The sequence below is a fragment of the Noviherbaspirillum suwonense genome, assembly GCF_900182955.1.
GTDB classification, from domain to species: Bacteria; Pseudomonadota; Gammaproteobacteria; order Burkholderiales; family Burkholderiaceae_D; genus Noviherbaspirillum_A; species Noviherbaspirillum_A suwonense.
In genome coordinates this window covers 464,961-483,370 of sequence record NZ_FXUL01000001.1, presented here as the reverse complement: position 1 = coordinate 483,370, position 18,410 = coordinate 464,961, and the positions used below count along the sequence as shown (strand labels likewise).

The 18,410-nt window shown below is 66.6% G+C and carries 19 protein-coding genes; 8 read left to right on the top strand and 11 right to left on the bottom strand.

Going from position 1 to position 18,410, the window contains the following annotated elements; genetic code table 11:
* Positions 1-10: 10 nt before the first annotated feature.
* Genes pcaD through QOL82_RS02215 form a run of 7 tightly spaced genes read right to left on the bottom strand, consistent with a single transcriptional unit; the run spans position 11 to position 6,052 of the window.
* Positions 11-790 carry a 3-oxoadipate enol-lactonase gene (gene pcaD / locus QOL82_RS02245; RefSeq protein ID WP_283440588.1) on the bottom strand — a complete coding sequence of 260 codons (780 nt, stop codon included), beginning with the start codon at positions 788-790 and terminating at the stop codon, positions 11-13.
* The gene (locus QOL82_RS02240) at positions 787-2,190 is read right to left on the bottom strand and encodes a 3-carboxy-cis,cis-muconate cycloisomerase (RefSeq protein ID WP_430438421.1); all 1,404 of its coding nucleotides are present in this window, start codon (positions 2,188-2,190) and stop codon (positions 787-789) included. The genes pcaD and QOL82_RS02240 overlap by 4 nt, the downstream gene beginning before the upstream one ends.
* A complete protein-coding gene (gene pcaG, locus QOL82_RS02235) occupies positions 2,183-2,779 on the bottom strand; it encodes a protocatechuate 3,4-dioxygenase subunit alpha (protein ID WP_283440587.1) in 597 nt (198 codons plus the stop codon). The genes QOL82_RS02240 and pcaG overlap by 8 nt, the downstream gene beginning before the upstream one ends.
* Position 2,780: 1 nt before the next feature.
* Positions 2,781-3,485: a protocatechuate 3,4-dioxygenase subunit beta gene (gene pcaH / locus QOL82_RS02230; protein WP_283440586.1), complete on the bottom strand. Its 705-nt coding sequence runs from the start codon at positions 3,483-3,485 to the stop codon at positions 2,781-2,783.
* 30 nt (positions 3,486-3,515) lie between these two features.
* Positions 3,516-4,718 carry a 3-oxoadipyl-CoA thiolase gene (gene pcaF, locus QOL82_RS02225; RefSeq protein WP_283440585.1) on the bottom strand — a complete coding sequence of 401 codons (1,203 nt, stop codon included), beginning with the start codon at positions 4,716-4,718 and terminating at the stop codon, positions 3,516-3,518.
* 27 nt (positions 4,719-4,745) lie between these two features.
* Positions 4,746-5,387 carry a CoA transferase subunit B gene (locus tag QOL82_RS02220; protein ID WP_283440584.1) on the bottom strand — a complete coding sequence of 214 codons (642 nt, stop codon included), beginning with the start codon at positions 5,385-5,387 and terminating at the stop codon, positions 4,746-4,748.
* Entirely contained in the window at positions 5,384-6,052 is a 669-nt protein-coding gene (locus QOL82_RS02215; RefSeq protein WP_283440583.1) for a 3-oxoacid CoA-transferase subunit A, read from the bottom strand. Before QOL82_RS02215 ends, QOL82_RS02220 begins: the two co-directional genes overlap by 4 nt.
* A 357-nt stretch (positions 6,053-6,409) precedes the next feature.
* Between QOL82_RS02215 and QOL82_RS02210 the strand changes: the two genes are divergently transcribed.
* Both QOL82_RS02210 and QOL82_RS02205 read left to right on the top strand, forming a co-directional pair.
* Positions 6,410-7,252, top strand: coding sequence for an IclR family transcriptional regulator domain-containing protein (locus QOL82_RS02210; RefSeq protein ID WP_283440582.1), 843 nt, complete (start codon positions 6,410-6,412; stop codon positions 7,250-7,252).
* A gap of 189 nt (positions 7,253-7,441) precedes the next feature.
* Positions 7,442-7,897, top strand: a complete 456-nt coding sequence (locus QOL82_RS02205; protein ID WP_283440581.1) for a hypothetical protein — start codon at positions 7,442-7,444, stop codon at positions 7,895-7,897.
* 1,074 nt (positions 7,898-8,971) lie between these two features.
* Here the strand turns inward: QOL82_RS02205 and QOL82_RS02200 are convergent.
* The 3 genes from QOL82_RS02200 to QOL82_RS02190 form a co-directional block, all read right to left on the bottom strand.
* Entirely contained in the window at positions 8,972-9,502 is a 531-nt protein-coding gene (locus QOL82_RS02200; RefSeq protein ID WP_283440580.1) for a ferritin-like domain-containing protein, read from the bottom strand.
* A gap of 145 nt (positions 9,503-9,647) precedes the next feature.
* A complete protein-coding gene (locus tag QOL82_RS02195; protein WP_283440579.1) occupies positions 9,648-10,295 on the bottom strand; it encodes a general secretion pathway protein GspB in 648 nt (215 codons plus the stop codon).
* A gap of 2 nt (positions 10,296-10,297) precedes the next feature.
* A complete protein-coding gene (locus tag QOL82_RS02190) occupies positions 10,298-12,106 on the bottom strand; it encodes an ExeA family protein (protein WP_283440578.1) in 1,809 nt (602 codons plus the stop codon).
* Positions 12,107-12,227: 121 nt separating this feature from the next.
* Here QOL82_RS02190 and QOL82_RS02185 point away from each other — a divergent pair, with 121 nt between their 5' ends.
* The 3 genes from QOL82_RS02185 (at position 12,228) to thpR (ending at position 14,860) form a co-directional block, all read left to right on the top strand.
* Positions 12,228-13,184, top strand: a complete 957-nt coding sequence (locus QOL82_RS02185) for a metallophosphoesterase family protein (protein ID WP_283440577.1) — start codon at positions 12,228-12,230, stop codon at positions 13,182-13,184.
* A 61-nt stretch (positions 13,185-13,245) separates the two neighbouring features.
* Positions 13,246-14,298 (top strand): GMP reductase, encoded by a 1,053-nt coding sequence (locus QOL82_RS02180; RefSeq protein WP_283440576.1) that lies wholly within the window; start codon positions 13,246-13,248, stop codon positions 14,296-14,298.
* 7 nt (positions 14,299-14,305) lie between these two features.
* A complete protein-coding gene (gene thpR / locus QOL82_RS02175) occupies positions 14,306-14,860 on the top strand; it encodes an RNA 2',3'-cyclic phosphodiesterase (RefSeq protein WP_283440575.1) in 555 nt (184 codons plus the stop codon).
* A 10-nt stretch (positions 14,861-14,870) separates the two neighbouring features.
* Here thpR and tcdA read toward each other — a convergent pair whose 3' ends face one another.
* Positions 14,871-15,752 carry a tRNA cyclic N6-threonylcarbamoyladenosine(37) synthase TcdA gene (tcdA, locus tag QOL82_RS02170; protein ID WP_283440574.1) on the bottom strand — a complete coding sequence of 294 codons (882 nt, stop codon included), beginning with the start codon at positions 15,750-15,752 and terminating at the stop codon, positions 14,871-14,873.
* Positions 15,753-15,952: 200 nt separating this feature from the next.
* Between tcdA and QOL82_RS02165 the strand changes: the two genes are divergently transcribed.
* The 3 genes from QOL82_RS02165 (at position 15,953) to QOL82_RS02155 (ending at position 18,406) form a co-directional block, all read left to right on the top strand.
* Positions 15,953-16,501 (top strand): hemerythrin domain-containing protein, encoded by a 549-nt coding sequence (locus tag QOL82_RS02165; RefSeq protein WP_283440573.1) that lies wholly within the window; start codon positions 15,953-15,955, stop codon positions 16,499-16,501.
* Between the two features lie 3 nt (positions 16,502-16,504).
* Complete coding sequence (gene pdxH / locus QOL82_RS02160) at positions 16,505-17,140, top strand: pyridoxamine 5'-phosphate oxidase (protein WP_283440572.1); 636 nt, start codon at positions 16,505-16,507, stop codon at positions 17,138-17,140.
* A gap of 63 nt (positions 17,141-17,203) precedes the next feature.
* Positions 17,204-18,406 (top strand): SAM-dependent methyltransferase, encoded by a 1,203-nt coding sequence (locus QOL82_RS02155; RefSeq protein ID WP_283440571.1) that lies wholly within the window; start codon positions 17,204-17,206, stop codon positions 18,404-18,406.
* Positions 18,407-18,410: the final 4 nt, after the last annotated feature.

Genomic DNA, 18,410 nt, shown 5'->3' with positions numbered 1-18,410 from the left:
TCCCTTTCGATCAGGCGGTCAGGAAGGCGACCAGCGCCTGGGTGAACTGCTCGCTCTGCTCCCAGTTCGACAAATGGGCCGCGTCCAGTTCGACATAGCGCGCGCCGGGTATTGCATCGGCCACTGCGCGGCCGTCCGCCGCCGGCGTCGAGCCGTCGTGGGTGCCGGCAATGACCAGGGTCGGCACCCGGATGGACGCGAGGTCGGCGCGCTGGTCCATGTCGCGCACGGCCGCGCAATTGGCGCTGTACCCGGCCGGCGCGGTATTGAGGAGCATGTCCCGCACCACAGCCACCTGCTCCGGCGCGCGCGCCCGGAAGCGGTCGGTGAACCAGCGCTCTAGCACGGTATCGACGATGGAAGCCATGCCCTCGGCCTCCACCTTCGCGATGCGCGGATTCCATGTTTCCGGCGTGCCGATCTTTGCCGCGGTATTGCACAGCGCCAGCCGGTCGAGGCGGCCGGCATGATGGGTGCCCAGCCACATCCCTATCATGCCGCCCATGGACAGGCCGCAGAAATGCGCACGGGCGATGCCAAGGTGGTCCATCAGCGCCAGCACGTCGGCGCCCAGCTGCGCGGTGCTGTAAGGCCCGGGCGGCACATCCGACCGGCCGTGGCCGCGGGCGTCGTGCCGCAGCACCCGGAAATGCTGCAGCAGCGCGGGCATCTGCGGCGCCCACATCTCCAGCGTGGTGCCCAGCGAATTGGACAGCACCAGCACCGGCGCATCCTCGCGGCCTTCGAGTTCGTAATGGAGGCGCACGCCTTCGTGGTCGAGGTAGCTCATGGTCTTGTCTCCGTTCCAGGTTTGTTTTCGTGTTCGCTTTGTTCGTAGCGGGACAGCACGCGGTCGACGAAGGCGCCGGCCTCGCCGCGGTAGTTGGCCGGGTCGAACAGGCGGTCCAGCGCTTCGGGCGACAGGTGGCGGCCGATGTCGGCATTCTCGCCCAGCACCTCGCGCAGGTGACGGCCGCTCGCCGCCGCTTCCTGGCTGGCCTGCTCGACCAGCTTGTGCGCCGCCATCCTGCCGATCGCCGCGCCCAGCGCCAGCATGACCGATTCTCCCATGATGAGTCCGTGCGTCAGTTCGAGGTTGGCGCGCATGCGCGCGGCATCCACCTGCAGGCCGGCGGCCACGTCGCGCATCTGCCGCAAGGCGCCCGAGGTCAGCAGCACGATGTCGGGCAAGGTGTCCCACTCGGCCTGCCAGCCGCCGAGCGCCCTTTCATGTTCCTGCACCATGCCCGACAGCATGGTCGAGACCAGCGCCGGAACCCGCGCCGCCGCCGTCAGCGCGGCGGCGCAGCCGACCGGGTTGCGCTTGTGCGGCATGGTCGACGAACCGCCGCGTCCGGGTGCGGACGGCTCGGCCGCCTCGGCGACGTCGGTCTGCATCATCAGCGATATATCGCGGGCCATCTTGCCCAGCGTGCCGGTCAGCAGGCCCAGCACGGTCGCCACTTCGGCGACGCGGTCCCGCTGCGTGTGCCACGGCAGGTCGGGCAGCGACAGGCCCAGGTCCTGCGCCAGCGTCGCCGCCACCGCCAGGCCCTTGTCGCCGAGGCTGGCCAGCGTGCCGGCGGCGCCGCCGAACTGCAGGGCCAGCGCGCGACCGCGCACCTGCTGCAGCCGCTGGCGGTGGCGCAGCACGGCGTCCAGGAAGCCCGCGGCTTTCAATCCCAGGCTGGTCGGCAGCGCATGCTGCATCCAGGTGCGACCGACCATCGTGGTGTCCCGGTGTACGCGGGCAAGGCTGGCGAGTGCGCCGGCCAGCGCCGCGAGGTCGGCAGCGACCAGGGACAGCGCGTCGCGCAGCTGAAGAACGAGGCCGGTGTCGATCGCGTCCTGGCTGGTTGCGCCCCAGTGCACGTACTTGCCGGCCTCGGCATCGTCGCGCAGCACCGCGGCCGTCAGTTGCTTGACCAGCGGAATGGCGAGGTTGCCGGCGGCTGCCGCCGCCTGCGCCAGCGCCGGCAGGTCGATCCGTGCGGCATCGCAGCAGTCGACGATGGCAGCGACCGCATCGGCCGGGATGACGCCGTGCGCCGCCTCAGCACGCGCCAGCGCGGCTTCGAAGTCCAGCATGCGCTGCACGGCCGCCTGGTCGGAAAACAGCGACAGCATGTCGGCGCTGGCCAGCATCGGCCCCGTCAGCGTGAAGCCGCGCGCGGCCACGCCGTCAGACATCGAGGAATACGGTTTCGGGCCGGCCGCCGGGGCTGGCCTGAAGCACGATGTCGAACTGGTAGCTTCCCTTCGCGGACGAGGGCTGCGCAATCAGCGTGCCGCGCCGGTCGGCTGGCACGGCATTGAGCAGCGGGTCTTCGGCATTGCCGGCGGCATCGGGGAAATAGATGCGCGTGACCAGGTGCTTCAGCAGGCCGCGGGCAAACACGGTGACCGCGATATGCGGCGCCTGCAGCATGTCGCCCGGCCCCGGCAACCTGCCCGGCATGATGGTGCTGAATCGGAAATGGCCGGTGCTGTCGGTCGGCGTGCGGCCGAAGCCGCGGAAGCCGGCATGCGCGGACGCTGGCTGCCCGGCGCCTGCTTCGGCGCCGGCGGAATTGCCGGCGTAATTGCCATCGGCATCGGCCTGCCACAACTCGACCAGCGCATCGGTGACGGGCGCGCCGTTGCCGTCGTAGACCCGGCCTTCGATGCTGATGCGCTCGCCGGCGGTGTCGGCGCCGGCCAGCTCGGTGGTGATCAGCCAGTCGGTCCCGATATGCAGGTAAGGACCGATGGTCTGCGAGGAAGACATCTGCAGGCTCATGCTATTTCTCCATCGGCGTCGCATCGCGGCCGCGCAGGATGATATCGAAGCGGTACCCGAGCGCGTACTCGGGCGTGGTGTTTTCCCAGTCGAAGGTGGACACCAGGCGGTCGCGGGCGCGCTCGTCCGGGATGCTGGTGTACATCGGGTCGAACGGCAGCAGCGGGTCGCCGGGGAAGTACATCTGCGTGACCAGGCGCTGCGCAAACGCATTGCCGAACAGGGAGAAATGGATGTGCGCGGGCCGCCAGGCATTGAAGTGGTTGCCCCACGGGTAGGCGCCCGGCTTGATGGTCAGGAACTGGTAGCGTCCATGCTCGTCGGTCATGGTGCGGCCGCCCCCGGTGAAGTTGGGGTCGATCGGCGCGTCATGGTTGTCGTTCTTGTGTGGATAGCGGCCGGCCGCATTGGCCTGCCAGATTTCCACCAGCGAATGCCGCACCGGCCTGCCGTTTTCGTCGAGCACCCGGCCGCTGACCACGATGCGCTCGCCGATCGGCTCGCCGGCATGCTGGTGCGTCAGGTCGTTGTCGCCGGCCTTCACATCATCATGCCCGAACACCGGGCCGGTCACTTCGGTCAGCGTCTGCGGCAAGATGATCAGCGGCTGGCTGGGCGCGCGCTTCACGGTCGAACGGTAAGGCGGGTAAAGATAGTCCGGCTGCGTGCCGTGGAAGGGGCGCCGGTATTGTGCCTGGTTGGCCATGCTTGTCTCCGTGGTTACTGCCTGGACCGATCAAACGCGCTCGATGACCATTGCAATGCCCTGCCCCACGCCGATGCACATCGTGCAGAGCGCAAAGCGACCGCCGGTGCGGTGCAGCTGGTACATCGCGGTGGTGACGAGACGCGCGCCGCTCATGCCCAGCGGATGGCCCAGCGCGATGGCGCCGCCGTACGGGTTCACGCGCGGGTCGTTGTCGCTCACGCCCAGCTGGCGCAGGACGGCCAGGCCCTGCGCGGCGAACGCCTCGTTGAGCTCGATGATGTCCATCTGGTCTATCGTCATCCCCAGCTGGGCCAGCAGCTTTTGCGTGGCCGGCGCCGGGCCGATGCCCATCACGCGCGGCGCGACGCCGGCGGTCGCCATGCCGACGATGCGGGCGCGCGGCGTCAGGCCATGGCGGCTTGCGCTGGCTTCATTGGCCAGGATCAGCGCGCAGGCGCCGTCGTTGACGCCCGATGCATTGCCGGCGGTGACGGTGCCGTCAGGACGCACGACGCCTTTCAGCTTGGACAGCGCCTCGACGCTGGTCGAGCGCGGATGCTCGTCCTGCTCGACCGTGACCGGCTCGCCTTTTTTCGGGCGGATGATCACCGGCGTGATCTCCTCGGCCAGCGTGCCGTTCTTTTGCGCGGCAGCCGCCTTGTTCTGGCTGGCGACGGCGAACGCATCCTGGTCCTCGCGGCTGATGCCGTAGTCGGTGGCGACGTTCTCGGCGGTCTCGGGCATCGAGTCGACGCCGTACTGCGCCTTCATCAGCGGGTTGATGAAACGCCAGCCTATGGTGGTGTCGAAGATATTGGCGCTGCGTGAAAACGCGCTGTCGGCCTTGCCCATCACGAACGGGGCGCGGGTCATCGACTCGACGCCGCCGGCAATCATCAGCCCGGTCTCGCCCGACTTGATCGCGCGCGCCGCGGTGCCGACCGCGTCCATGCCGGAACCGCACAGGCGGTTGATGGTGGCGCCGCCGATCTCCTGCGGCAGGCCGGCCAGCAGCAGCGACATGCGGGCGACATTGCGGTTGTCCTCGCCGGCCTGGTTGGCGCAGCCGTACAGCACGTCGGACACCGCGGTCCAGTCGACGTTCGGATTGCGCTCCATCAGCGCGCGCAGCGGGACGGCGCCGAGGTCATCGGCGCGCACATCCTTCAATGCGCCGCCGTAACGGCCGATGGGAGTACGGATGGCGTCGCAGATAAAGGCTTCGATCATGGTCTGGTCTCTTTGGTTATTGATTGTTCAAACGGCGCGCGTCAGGGGCACGCCGGTCAGTTGCTGCAGTTCTTCGAAACTGATGTCGGACAGGATTTCCCGCACCGACAGCCCGGCCGGCGTCACGTCGAGCACGGCCAGGTCGGTATAGATGCGCGAGACGCAGCCGATGCCGGTCAGCGGATAGGTGCATTGCGCGACCACCTTGCTCTCGCCGCTTTTGGTCAGGTGCTCCATCATCACAAAGACGTCCCTCGCGCCCAGCGCCAGGTCCATCGCGCCGCCGACCGCGGGTATCGCGTCCGGCGCGCCGGTATGCCAGTTGGCAAGGTCGCCGGAGGTCGACACCTGGAAGGCGCCGAGCACGCAGATGTCGAGATGGCCGCCGCGCATCATCGCAAACGAGTCGGCATGGTGGAAGTAGGCGCCGCCGGGCAGCAGCGTCACCGGCTGCTTGCCGGCATTGATCAGGTCCTCGTCCTCTTCGCCGGGCGCAGGCGCCGGCCCCATGCCGAGCAGGCCGTTTTCGCTGTGCAGGAAAATCTCGCGGTCGCGCGGCAGGTGGTTGCCCACCATGGTCGGCAGGCCGATGCCAAGGTTCACGTAAGCGCCCTCGGGAATGTCGCGGGCGACGCGGGCGGCCATCTGGTCCCGGGTCAGGCGTTTCATGGAGCCTCCTGTTTGACGATGCGCTGGACGAATATGCCGGGGGTGACGATCGCTTCGGGGTCGAGTTCGCCGAGTTCGACGACCTCGGACACCTGGGCGATTGCGCACTTCGCCGCCATCGCCATGATCGGCCCGAAATTGCGCGCGGTCTTGCGGTAGACGAGATTGCCCCAGCGGTCGCCTTTCAGCGCCTTGATCAGCGCAAAGTCCGCATGGATCGGCGATTCGAGCACATAGTGGCGGCCATCGATGAGCCGGGTCTCCTTGCCTTCTGCCAGCAGCGTGCCGTAGCCGGTGGGCGTGAAAAACCCGCCGATGCCGGCGCCGGCGGCGCGGATGCGTTCTGCAAGGTTGCCCTGCGGCGTCAGCTCCAGCTCGATTTCACCGGCGCGGTACAGCGCATCGAACACATGCGAGTCGGTCTGGCGCGGGAACGAGCAGATGATCTTGCGCACCCGTTTCGCCTTCAGGAGCGCGGCCAGGCCGGTGTCGCCATTGCCGGCGTTGTTGTTGACGATGGTGAGTTCACGCGCGCCCTGCGCAATCAGCGCATCGATCAGTTCGGCCGGCATGCCGGCGTTGCCGAAGCCGCCGATCATCACGGTCGCGCCGTCATGCACGTCGGCGACAGCGTCCTCCAGCGTGGCAGATATTTTGTTGATCACAAGACACTCTTTCTCTGTGGACGGAACACTTGCTGCGCCGATGTTAATTCAACTGCGGATTGCAACGCCAACATATTGACCGATATTTAACAAAAATCGTGACTATTGGTTAAAGAACGTAAATCCGAAACTTGCTATTTTGTAACGAATTGCTCCGATTGTTCTGCAAACCTGTTCTGCAACCATTACACCTTTAAGCTTAACGTGCTTAAATGTTCGTTTATCGAACAAATGTCTGCTAATAGAACGAACTCTGAGTTTTTCATACGAGAACAGCAATCGTCAAGGCGATGCCCGCGATAGTGTGCGATCGCCGAACAGTAATGACCAACAATACTCACCAAGGCGAGGACCCCCATGCAAGCATTCCAAGAGCCGATTGTCCTGGACAACCAGTCTTTTCACTCCGATAAGCTATTGACCATCGCGCAGGAAATCGAAGCGATGACTGACCCAAGCTTCATGACATCGCTCGCACGCGGCCTTGCCGTGGTCCGCGCCTTCAGCGACCAGCGCCGCAGCCTCACCATCGCCCAGATCAGCCACAAGACCGGCATCCCGCGCGCCGCAGTCCGGCGCTGCCTGTATACGCTGAAGCGTCTCGGCTACGCCGATTCCGAGGCCAACAACTTCTTCCTGAAGCCCAAGATCCTGTCGCTCGGCTATTCCTACCTGTCCTCCACCCCGCTCACCGTATCCGCCCAGCCCTGCCTGAACGGCATCAGCCGCGCGCTCAACGAGTCCTGCTCGCTCGCGGTCCTCGACAATGACGAGGTCTTATATGTCGCCCGTTCAGCCACCTCCCGCGTGATGTCCATCGCCCTCAACACCGGCAGCCGCCTCCCCGCCTACTGCACGTCCCTTGGCCGCGTGCTGCTGGCGAACCTGTCGGATGAAGCGCTGCAACGCTATTTCGACACCGTGAAGCTGCGCGCCTACACCGAGCGCACCGTCGTCTCCGTCGCCCGGCTGCGCGAGATCCTGAGCGAGGTACGCGTGTCGGGCTATTCGGTCGTCGAAGAAGAACTGGAAGTCGGCCTGCGTTCCATCGCAGTCCCGGTTCGCGGCGCGTCGGGCGTCGTGCATGCCGCGCTGAACATCGGCGCGCAGGCGACGCGCGTGTCGACGCGGCAGATGGAAGAGGAATTCCTGCCATCCCTTTTGCGTGGGGCGCAGGAGTTGTCGGTCCTGCTACCGTAAAGGGGGCGGCGGCGTGGTGCCGCGGGACGTGCCGGCGGTGCTGTCGATGCGCGGCGAGGATGCAGGAAGCGATCTGACAGTGGTTGGTCGGCCACTGGCTTCGACGATCGCTGGATGGATGGGGTGGCTAACGCAAGACGATCCTAGTACAAGGAAGTTTCGCGCAGCGACTGCAGGAAGTCGTTGCCCGTGCAGCGACAGCTGGAGTTCCGCGTAGCGACAGTTGCCGTTGCCGTTGCTTGGGAAACGGCCGTTGCGGTTGCGATTGCCGTTGCCTTTGCGGTTGCCATTGCCGTTGCCTTTGCGGTTGCGGTTGCCGTTGCCGTTGCCTTTGCGGTTGCCGTTGCCTTTGCCTTTGCCTTTGCGGTTGCGGTTGCCGTTGCCTTTGCCTTTGCGGTTGCGGTTGCGGTTGCCGTTGCCGTTGCCGTTGCCGTTGCCTTTGCGGTTGCCGTTGCCTTTGCGGTTGCCGTTGCCTTTGCCTTTGCCTTTGCGGTTGCGGTTGCGGTTGCGGTTGCCGTTGCCTTTGCGGTTGCCGTTGCCTTTGCGGTTGCCGTTGCCTTTGCGGTTGCCGTTGCCTTTGCGGTTGCCGCTGCCGCTGCCGCTGCAGTTGTCGTTGCGGTTGCCGTTGCAGTGAATCCCCGTTAGATGGCGACGCGTCGCCAGCGCCTGAAACGGATAAAGAAGCGTCCGCTGTCTGAGCGAAGCGAGTTTCGGACGCTTCCCGTTTCAGGTGCTGGCGGCGCGTGCAGTCCGCGCAGCGGACCGCCATCGTAGGGGTCGCCTTTTCTTGGTTACTTCTTTTGGCGAAGCAAAAGAAGTGACCCGGCCGCCGGGACGGACTCCCGGCTACTCCCCACGGCAGTGAATCCTCAACGTTTCACCCGTCAGCAGACGCAGCATCGGCGCCTTGCGCTGTGGCGAGTTCTCGTAACGTGCAGCCGTCGCAAACTGCAGAAGCGGCTTCGCGACGGTGCGCCTGCTGGCGGATGAAGCAATACCGGCTGGCCTGCCGGACGACCTAGCCGGGTTTCGGCCCGGCAGCCGACCTACTTCTCTTGCTTCGCCAAGAGAAGTAGGCAAGAGAAGGCGAGCCCGATGATGGCGCCCCGCTGCGCGGGGTGCACACGCCGCCAGCACCGAAATCGGGAAACGTCCGAAACTCGCTTCGCTCAGACAGCGGACGCTTCTTTATCCGATTTCGGCACTGGCGACGTGTTGCCATCGACGGGGATTCACTGCAGCGGCAACGGCAACGGCCACTGCAACGGCAACTGCAACGACATGCCACAGGTGTGAGGAACCGTTCGATACACTCACTGCGAGAGCATTTAGGGGAAATGGAGGTGGGAGTACAGCGAAATACTGCAACTGCAACTGTCGCTGCGCGCGCAACAGCAACAGCAACAGCAACGGTCGCTGTGCGGTACTGCAACTACAACTGCAACAGCAAAGACATGCTGAAGCTGGGGCAACCCTTCGATACAGCTGCTGCGCAGCCGACTCACGGCGAAGAGGAAAACATGGGGGAGCAGAAATATAGGCCAGGATAGTGCCAGGCCCACCACATACTAGCCCACTTGAAAACTCAATTGCACCAACCCAGCCAGGCAGCCGGCCACTCAACAAGTCAACAAGTCGAGCAGTCGACCACCGAATCGGTCAGCCGGTCAGCTGCCAAGCATAATCAAGCAAGCCCAGCTGACCAGAACATCCTCCATCTCACTGGAGCAGATCGCTCATATCATCTGCATGTTCCTCTTCCTGCGCCATGATCTGCACCAGCATGTGCTTGGTCGTCGGATCGCTATCGCCGATCCGCTCGATCATCTGCCTGTATGCCTCGATCGCGACCCGCTCCTCGATCAGGTTGGCCTTGATCATCGCGCGGATGTCGCTCGAATCGTCGTATTCTGCATGGCTGCGCTCGCTCAGCGTGCGGGGATTGAAGTCCGGGTCGCCATTGAGTTGGACGATGCGCTCGGCGATCATGTCGGCGTGCGCTTCTTCTTCTTTCGCGTGCTCCAGGAACTCTTCCTTGATCGACGTGTTTTCCAGGCCGGTCGCGGTGTAATAGTGGCGCTTGTAGCGCATGATGCAGACCAGTTCGGTCGCCAGTGCTTCGTTCAACATGGCGATGATGCCTTCGCGGTCGCCCTTGTAGCCCGAGCTGACTGCGCCCTCTTCGGTGCTGGTTGCGGCGGCGCGGATTGCGTTCTTGTCCAATTTGCCTACGGTGTTTTCTGCGGTCATCTCGATATCCTTGCTGATTGATTGAAATAGCCGGCCTGTCCTGCGTGCAGGCAGCCGGCACTGCTGTCCAATCCTGAGCATACGCCCGACGACGGATCGTCATCGGTGCGCCAACGAACATCGGGATGCGCTTAATGACGCGTGGCTAGTAGCTGATCCGGTAGCGGTACCCGCGGTAATTCAGCACCATCTCCCTTGGCAGCAGTTTCTCGAGCACGAAACCGTCCCCCAGCGCATCGCCCTCGCGACGCAGGCGGTTGTTGATCAGCACCGAACGATCCGCCGGATTGCTTGCGTAAATATAGCCATTGATCGCCAGCGCGGGAATTTCGCGCTGTATCTGCGCGGGAAGGTCTTGCAGGGAGGCAATCCTCTCGGGCGCCGGGACGGGCGCCGGGGTGGGCGCGACGGCGCTTGCCTCCCCGGGCGCGCGTTCGCCCAGCTTGCGCAGGGGCTTGGCCGGCGCCGGCGTTGCTGCCGGCACGGCCGCCGGGGCAGGCGCCGGGGCAGGCGCAGCCTCAGGCACGGGGACCGCCTTCGGCGCCGGCGCGACGACCGCTGCGGGCGCCTGGGCCACGGGCGCCGGCGCGGCCGGCTCCGGGCGGGTCCATGGCCATTGCCAGAACAGAACCGCGCAGGCGACCAGCGCCGCCAGCAAGACCAACATCCACGGACGCAAGGGGCTGGGAGCACGGGCGGCGATGGTCGGGACCGGTTGTGCGTTGACGCCGGGAACGTCGCCGCGCGCCCGTTCGGCCTGGGCTTTCTTCAGCGCTTCCAATATGTAGGACATGGTTATTTCCCCTGCGCGCCGAGCTGCGGCTCGGCCAGTTGCGGTTCGGGCACGCCGGCGGCCCCGTTCAGGGCCATCATGGTTTTCGGCCCCACGATGCCATCGGCCGGCAAGCCCTGGGCCGCCTGGAAGGTGCGCACTTCGCGGGCCAGCGCGGCATCGTACTGGCGGCCCGGCTCCGGTTCGGCATAGTTGTTGATGACGGCCAGGCGCGCAGCGACCCAGTCGACATCGGCGCCGCGGTCGCCGGGCTTGAGATTGGCGCGGAAGTCCTGCGGCGCGCGCCACAGGGTCAGGAAGCGGCCCGGCATCCGGCGGCCCAGCGTCACCAGGCTGACCATGCGCACCTGGTCGCCGACCTGCAGGCCGGCGCCGGCGGTGCCCAGCGCCACCAGCAGCATATGCCGCTGGATCCCGGCGTCGTCCCTGACCGCGATGATGGCCGGGCGTCCCAGTTGCCGCAGTTCGGCCAGTCCGCCGGCGGACTGGAAGCAATGCAGGCCGGCCGCCAGCGCCGCCTTGCACGGCTCCCCCTCGCCCAGCGTGGACTTCCAGAATCGCGCCAACCCGGCAAGCTGCGCCTGCTCGTCGGCAGGCGCGCCATTGAGCAGGCTGCCGATTTCGGACAGCCCCGTCGCCCGCACGACCGGTTCCAGCCCGAGCGCCGCGGTGACGCTGGCGGGGCCGGGTCCCGGCGCCGGATCGGCCGGCGGCGCAGGCGAAGCGGCTGCGGATGCCGAGGCCACGGGCGCTGCAGGCGCTGACGGCACCGGCGATGCGTCCGGACTTGGGGGCACGGGCGCATCCGCCGCCTTCGCCGGCACGGCGGCGGCAGGCGTCGCCGGCGCGGTCGCAGCCACGGTTGCGGTCTCGGCGACGGGCGCATGCACCAGGCTGGCGACATCCCGCCAGTTCCATCCGCCTGCCAGCAGCGCGCCGCCCGCCAGCAGCGCCAGCACCCCGGCAATCGCATACGGACGGTAGGGCTGCGCGCCAGGCTGGGCGCCGAACACTTCGGCTGCCGCGGCGCGCAGTATGCCGCGGTCGACCCGGCGCATGCCCCCCGCGTAGGCGCCGAGCAGCGCCCGGTCGCACAGCAGGTTGATCCGGCGCGGCACGCCGCGGGTGATCCGGTGTATCAGCCGGGTCAGCCGCGGCGGAAACGGCGAGTCGCCGGGCAGGCCGGCGACCGCCAGCCGGTGGTTGATATAGGCCCCGGTTTCCGGCGCGGACAGGGCGTCGAGGTGATAGCGGGCGATCACGCGCTGCGCCAGCTGCTCCAGTTCGGGACGGGCCAGCATGTCGCGCAGTTCCGGCTGGCCGATCAGGATGATCTGCAGCAGCTTGCGCTCGCTGGTCTCCAGGTTGGTCAGCAGCCGCAGCTGTTCCAGCACGCTCAGCGACAGGTTCTGCGCCTCGTCGATGATCAGCACATTGTTGCGCCCTTCCGCGTGGGCGGCCAGCAGGTGCGCATTGAGCCGGTCGACCAGGTCCTTGACCGAGCTGTCGGACGCTGGCGGCGGCAGGCGGAATTCCTCGCAGATGGTGCGCAGCAGTTCGACCGCGGTCAGCCGCGGATTGAAGATGTAGGCGACATTGCAGTTGCGCGGCACCTGCTCCAGGAAACAGCGGCAGACCGTGGTCTTGCCGGCGCCGATCTCCCCGGTCAGCAGCACGAAGCCGCCACCGGCGTCGACGCCGAACAGCAGATGCGCGAGCGCCTCGCGATGGCGCTCGCTCATGAACAGGTAATGCGGGTCCGGGGCAATCGAAAACGGCGCGTGCCTGAGCTGGAAAAATTGCTTGTACATGGTCTCTTTGCGAATGAAGCGGCAAGGCTAACATGAACCGGCGCGCTGGCGACGCATCATGTGCGGCCTTGCCCCGGCGGCGGTCCGGGCGCTACGCTCTGGCTCCCGACGGAGAACCCCCATGCCCCAGCGCTTCCGAATTGCCCTGACCGTTCGCCGCCTCGCCGGCGCCGCCCTGATCGCCACCCTGATCGCCGCCCTCGCCGGCTGCGCGGCGCCGCCTGCGCCGCACGGCTTTCGCGGCGCGCCGCTGACGGTCTATGCGGCCGGCGACATCGCCGACTGCCGCTACCGGATGCCGGAGTCCAGCGGCGCGGCGGCCACGGCCTGGCTGGTCGAGGCCGGTCTCGCCGCCCATCCCGGCGCCCGCGTGCTCACGCTGGGCGACCATACCTATCCGGTCGGCACGCCGGCCGAATTCAGCGACTGCTACGAGCCCACCTGGGGCAGGTTTCGCGAGCGCACCCTGCCCACCCCCGGCAACCACGAGTACTACACCCCCGGCGCACCCGGCTACTACGCTTATTTCGGCGCAACGGCCGTGCCGGAACAAGACGGTTATTACAGCGTCCAATTGGGAAAATGGCATGTCATTTCGCTCAACAGCACGCTGCGCGGGGCCAGGGCCGATGCCCAGCTGGCGTGGCTGAAAGACGACCTGGCGCGCCATCCGGCCCTGTGCACGCTGGCATTCTGGCACCATCCACGGTACAGTTCCGGCGGCCATGCGGGCAACGCTTTCATGGCGCCGTTATGGCAGGCGCTGGCGGACGGCGGCGTGGATCTTGCGCTGGCCGGGCACGACCATGATTACGAGCGTTTCGCGCCGCAGGATGCGCACGGCGTGCGCGACGACGCCCGCGGCATGCGGCAGTTCGTGGTCGGCACCGGCGGCGCCTGGCTGACGCCGATGCGCTTCGCGGCGGACAACAGCGAGGCGCGGAACAATTTCAGCCTCGGCGTGCTGCGGCTGGATTTATTCGACAATGGCTATACATGGGAATTTCTGGCCGTCGCCAGCGAAACCGACCCCGGCGTCGCCGCCTATACCGACCGCGGCGCCACGCCCTGCCACTGACCGCGCCGCCCGCCTCGCCCGGCATGACGCATAACCTTACGACACTACCAGGACTACCAGCATGCATATCGAAGAATCAGTCAAGCTCGATTTCAAGGATGTACTGATACGCCCGAAGCGCTCGACCCTCACGTCGCGCTCGGACGTCGACATCCACCGCGAGTTCACCTTCCACCACTCGCGCCGCACCTACCGCGGCATTCCCATCATCGCCGCCAACATGGACAGCACCGGCACCATGGAAATGGCCCGCGCGCTGGGTGACCATGACCTGTCGGCGGCCTTGCACAAGCATTATCCGGAAGACGAGCTGGTGCGGTTCTTCAAGGGACTGCAGGACGAGGGCCGCGCCGAGTCGACCGCGTTCTACTCGATGGGCATCGGCAAGTCCGACTATGAAAAATTCGAGGCGGTGATGGCGCAGAGCGGCTCGGCGATCGCCTATGTCTGCATCGACGTCGCCAACGGCTACACCGAGCATTTCATCAACTTCGTCAAGCGCGTGCGCGGCAACTACCCGCACCTGACCATCATGGCCGGCAATGTCGTCACCGGCGACATGACCGAGGAGCTGATCCTGGCGGGCGCCGACATCGTCAAGGTCGGCATCGGCCCCGGCTCGGTCTGCACCACGCGCAAGATGACCGGCGTCGGCTATCCGCAGCTGTCGGCCGTGATCGAATGCGCGGACGCGGCGCACGGCCTCGGCGGCCAGATCTGCGCGGACGGCGGCTGCGTGGTGCCGGGCGACCTGGCCAAGGCCTTCGGCGCGGGCGCCGACTTCATCATGCTGGGCGGCATGCTGGCCGGCCATGACGAATGCGCGGGCGACCTGGTCGAGCGCGACGGCAAGAAGTTCAAGCAGTTCTATGGCATGAGCAGCCGCGTGGCGATGGAAAAATACGCCGGCGGCGTCGCGCGCTACCGCGCCAGCGAGGGCAAGGAAGTGCTGGTGCCGTCGCGTGGGCCGGTGGCGGACACGCTGCAGGACGTCCTCGGCGGCGTGCGTTCGGCCTGCACCTATGTCGGCGCGCACAAGCTGAAGGAACTGACCAAGCGCACCACCTTCATCCGCGTGACGCAGCAGCTGAACGAAGTTTTCGGCAAGTCCTGAGCCGGCGATGGCGGACGCCGCGCCCGCGCTGAGGCTGTTCTTCGCGCTGTGGCCGGATGATGCGGCCCGCGCGGCGCTGCACCGGCTGCAGCGCGGCCTCGGCATCCCGGCCGGCGCCCGGCCGGTGGCGCCGGAAAACCTGCACCTGACCATGGCTTTCCTCGGCATGCAGCAGGCGGCGCTGCTGCCGGAGATCGAGGCCATCCTGGACCGGGTGGCTGTGCCGGAACTGCGGCTGGACCTCGATTGCTATGGTTGTTTCCCGCGCGCCCGGATTGCCTGGGCCGGGATGCGCCAGCCGCCGCCGGCGCTCGCCGCGCTGCACGAGGCGCTGATGGAGGCGTTGAGGCAATGCGGCATAGGCCATGACAAGGCGTCGGCGTTCCGGCCGCATGTGACGCTGCTGCGCAACGCGGTCTGCGACAACGGCCCGGCGGCCGAGCCGTTTTGCTGGCATGGGCCGCGCCTGGCGCTGGTGCAGTCGACCACGATGCCGGCCGGGCCGGTCTACCGGGTGCTGGCGGAGCGTGCGCCGCAGGCGGGCACCGACTCCGCAAATTAAGGCGCTGCGTTCATTCCGGTTCGCTGCCGGGCTGCGGCTTCCGCCCGCTTCCCTTCTCGGCAAGGCGGCGCAGCACCTGCGCCGCCGCCACCAGCCCGAAACTGGCCGTCACCACCATCGCCGAACCGAAGCCGGCGCAATTGAGGCCGGTGACGCCCTGGGGATCGACCTCGCAGGCGTCGCCGCCCTCGCCGGTATCGGGCTGCCGCAGCGGCTCGGTGGAAAACACCGCGTCGACGCCGAACTTGTTCTTGGTGCCGCGCGGGAAACCGTGTTCGGCGCGCAGGCGCTTGCGCACCTTGGCCAGCAGCGGCTCCTGCTCGGTGCGGCACAGGTCGCGCACCTCGATCTTCGTCGGGTCGACCTGGCCACCGGCGCCGCCTATCGTGATCAGCGGGATTGCATTCGCCCGGCAGTAGGCGACCAGCGCAGTCTTGGCGCGCACATCGTCGATCGCGTCGATCACGTAGTCGTAGCCGCGCAGTCCGACCATCTCGTCGAGATTGTCGGGCGTGATGAAATCCTCGATCTGCGTAACCCGGCAGAACGGGTTGATCTGGGCGATGCGCTCGGCCAGCGCCGTCACCTTGGCCTGGCCTATGGTGTCGGTCAGCGCATGGATCTGGCGGTTGACGTTGGACTCGGCCACGTTGTCGAGGTCGATCATCGTGATCTGCCCGATGGCGCTGCGCGCAAGCGCTTCGGCCACCCAGGAACCGACGCCGCCGACCCCGATCACGCAGACATGGGCGGCGCGGAAGCGGGCCAGCGCCGGCGCGCCGTAGAGCCGGGCGATGCCGCCGAAGCGGCGTTCGAAATCGATATCGGCGACCTCGGACGGCACGGACAGCGGCGCCGTGGAAATATCGGCGATTGCATCAAGTTGTTTCATGTCGGTATTTTACCGGACAGCTATCGCGGCAATGGCGTGGCCTGCGCGAGACAGCCCGCCCCACCTGCGATGAATTTACGTCTACAATAACAAAACGCTAACATTTTATGGCCTGACCATCACGCCGTTTCGTCTCTAGTTTCGTTTCCCGGACACAATCCGGCGAATGCCGGAAGGCCCACCGCTTCAACAGGCATGCAATGACAACTACGCTGTTTGACACCGCGCCCGATTTCGACCAGCCGGTGGCCGTGCTCAAGCACTGCCACGACCGCATCCGCAAGCAACTGAAAACCATGGACATGCTTGCCAGCCCGGCCGTGCTGGCGGCCACGCCCGACGAAGTGCGCCAGGCCGCCGCCGCGGTGCTGCGTTATTTCGAGAAGGCCGCGCCGCAGCATCACGAGGACGAGGAACACGACCTGCTGCCGATGCTTGCCGACACCGCCCGCGGCGAGGATGCCGCGCTGCTGGCCCGGCTCACGCCCGAAGTGCTGGACGAGCATCACCAGATGGAGCAGCTGTGGCAACGGCTGCAGCCGCAGCTGGCGGCGATTGCGGCCGGCCAGTCGTCGACGCTCGACGGCACCGACGCCGCCGCGTTCGGCGAACTCTACCTGCGCCACATGGACAAGGAAGAAAGCCATATCGCTCCGATGGCGAAGCGCCTGTTTTCCCCCTCGCAGATGCAGCGCCTCGGCAATGCGATGCGCAGCCGGCGCGGCATTGCCCTCCCCGAAGAAAGCTGAACGATGTCGATCGCCGATCTGCGCAAGGACTACAGCCGCGCCAGCCTGACCGAGGCTGACGTCGACCCGGACCCGGTCCGCCAGTTTTCCGTCTGGTTCCGGCAGGCGCTGGACGCCGGCATCCCGGAAGCCAATGCGATGAGCGTGGCCACCGTGGGCGCGGACAACCGGCCGTCCTCGCGCATCCTGCTGATCAAGGATGTCGATGCCGACGGTTTCACCTGGTTCACCAACTACGCCAGCCGCAAGGGCCGCGAACTTGCCATCCACCCGCATGCGGCGCTGCTGTTCCACTGGGTCGAACTGGAGCGGCAGGTGCGCATCGAGGGCCGCGTCGAGAAGCTGCCGGATGCGCAAAGCGACGCCTATTTCCAGAGCCGCCCGCTGAAAAGCCGGCTCGGCGCCCTCGCCTCCGCGCAGAGCGAACCGATCGCCAGCCGGGACGCGCTGGAACGGCAATATGCGGACACGGAAGCGGAATACGGCGACCACCCGGTGCGGCCATCCCATTGGGGCGGCTACCGCCTGGTGCCGGACCGGGTCGAGTTCTGGCAGGGCCGGCCGTCGCGGCTGCACGACCGCATCCTCTATACCCGCCAGGAAGACGGCGCCTGGCGCCGGGAGCGGCTGCAACCCTAGGGCCGCACAGCACGGTACATCGCCGCATGACCAGGATAGTGACGCCACCTTACGGAGGATTTCATGTTTTGGGAAAGGAAGCTGGAAAACTGGGTTGACCATATCAGGGAGAATGCGGCGCTGCCCTTGCGGCTCCAGCTCTGGAACGGCCAGCGCTTCGACTTCGGCAAGCAGGCGCCGAAAGTCACGGTCACGGTGCCGCACGTGTCGTCGCTGCCCTTCCTGCTCAAGCCCACGCTGGCCAACCTGGGCCGGGCCTATGTCGAAGGCAAGCTGCTGGTGGAAGGCCGCGCCAAGGAAGTGATCGCGGTGGCCAATGCGCTGGCGGCCCATACCCTCAAGCGCGAGACCCGGCCCGGATTCATCGGCAATCCGTTCAGCCACACGCGCAGGAGAGACGCCGATGCGATCCAGTACCACTACGACGTGTCCAACGCGTTCTACCAGCTGTGGCTGGACCCCAACATGGTCTACTCCTGTGCGTACTTCGAGACCGGCGAGGAAGACCTGGCCACGGCCCAGGTCGCGAAGATCGACCACATCCTGAACAAGATACAGGTGCGTCCCGGCGACACCCTGCTCGACATCGGCTGCGGCTGGGGCGCGCTGGCGATCCGGGCCGCGCAGGAATACAGCGCGCGGGTGACGGGGGTCACGCTGTCGGCCAACCAGCATGCGCTGGCGACCGAGCGGGTGCGGGAGGCCGGGCTGGACGGGCGGGTCGAGATCAGGCTGCAGGACTACCGGGATGTCGAGGGCGAGTTCGACCGCATCACCAGCGTCGGCATGTTCGAGCATGTGGGCATCCGCAACCTGGCGCAGTACTTCGGCAAGATCAATGCGCTGCTGAAGCCGGACGGGCTGGCGATGAACCACGGCATCACCACCACCGACGTCGGCAACGGGGAAACGCCCTACGGCGGCGGCGAGTTCATCGACACCTACGTGTTCCCGCAGGGCGAACTGCCGCACGTGAGCCTGGTGCTGAAGGCGATGCAGGAAGGCGGGCTGGAGCCGCTGGACGTCGAGAACCTGCGCCGGCATTACGCCAGGACCTGCAGCATCTGGGCCGACAATTTCGAGGCGCGGGCCGACGAGATCCTGCAGACCGTGGACGAGAAGCGTTTCCGCATCTGGCGCGTCTATCTCGCCGGCTGCGCCTATGCGTTCAACAAGGACTGGATCTCGCTGAACCAGATCGTCTGCGGCAAGGCCGGGCGCGAGGCCGGCGCGCTGCCCTGGTCGCGCCGCTACATGTACCGCTAGGCGC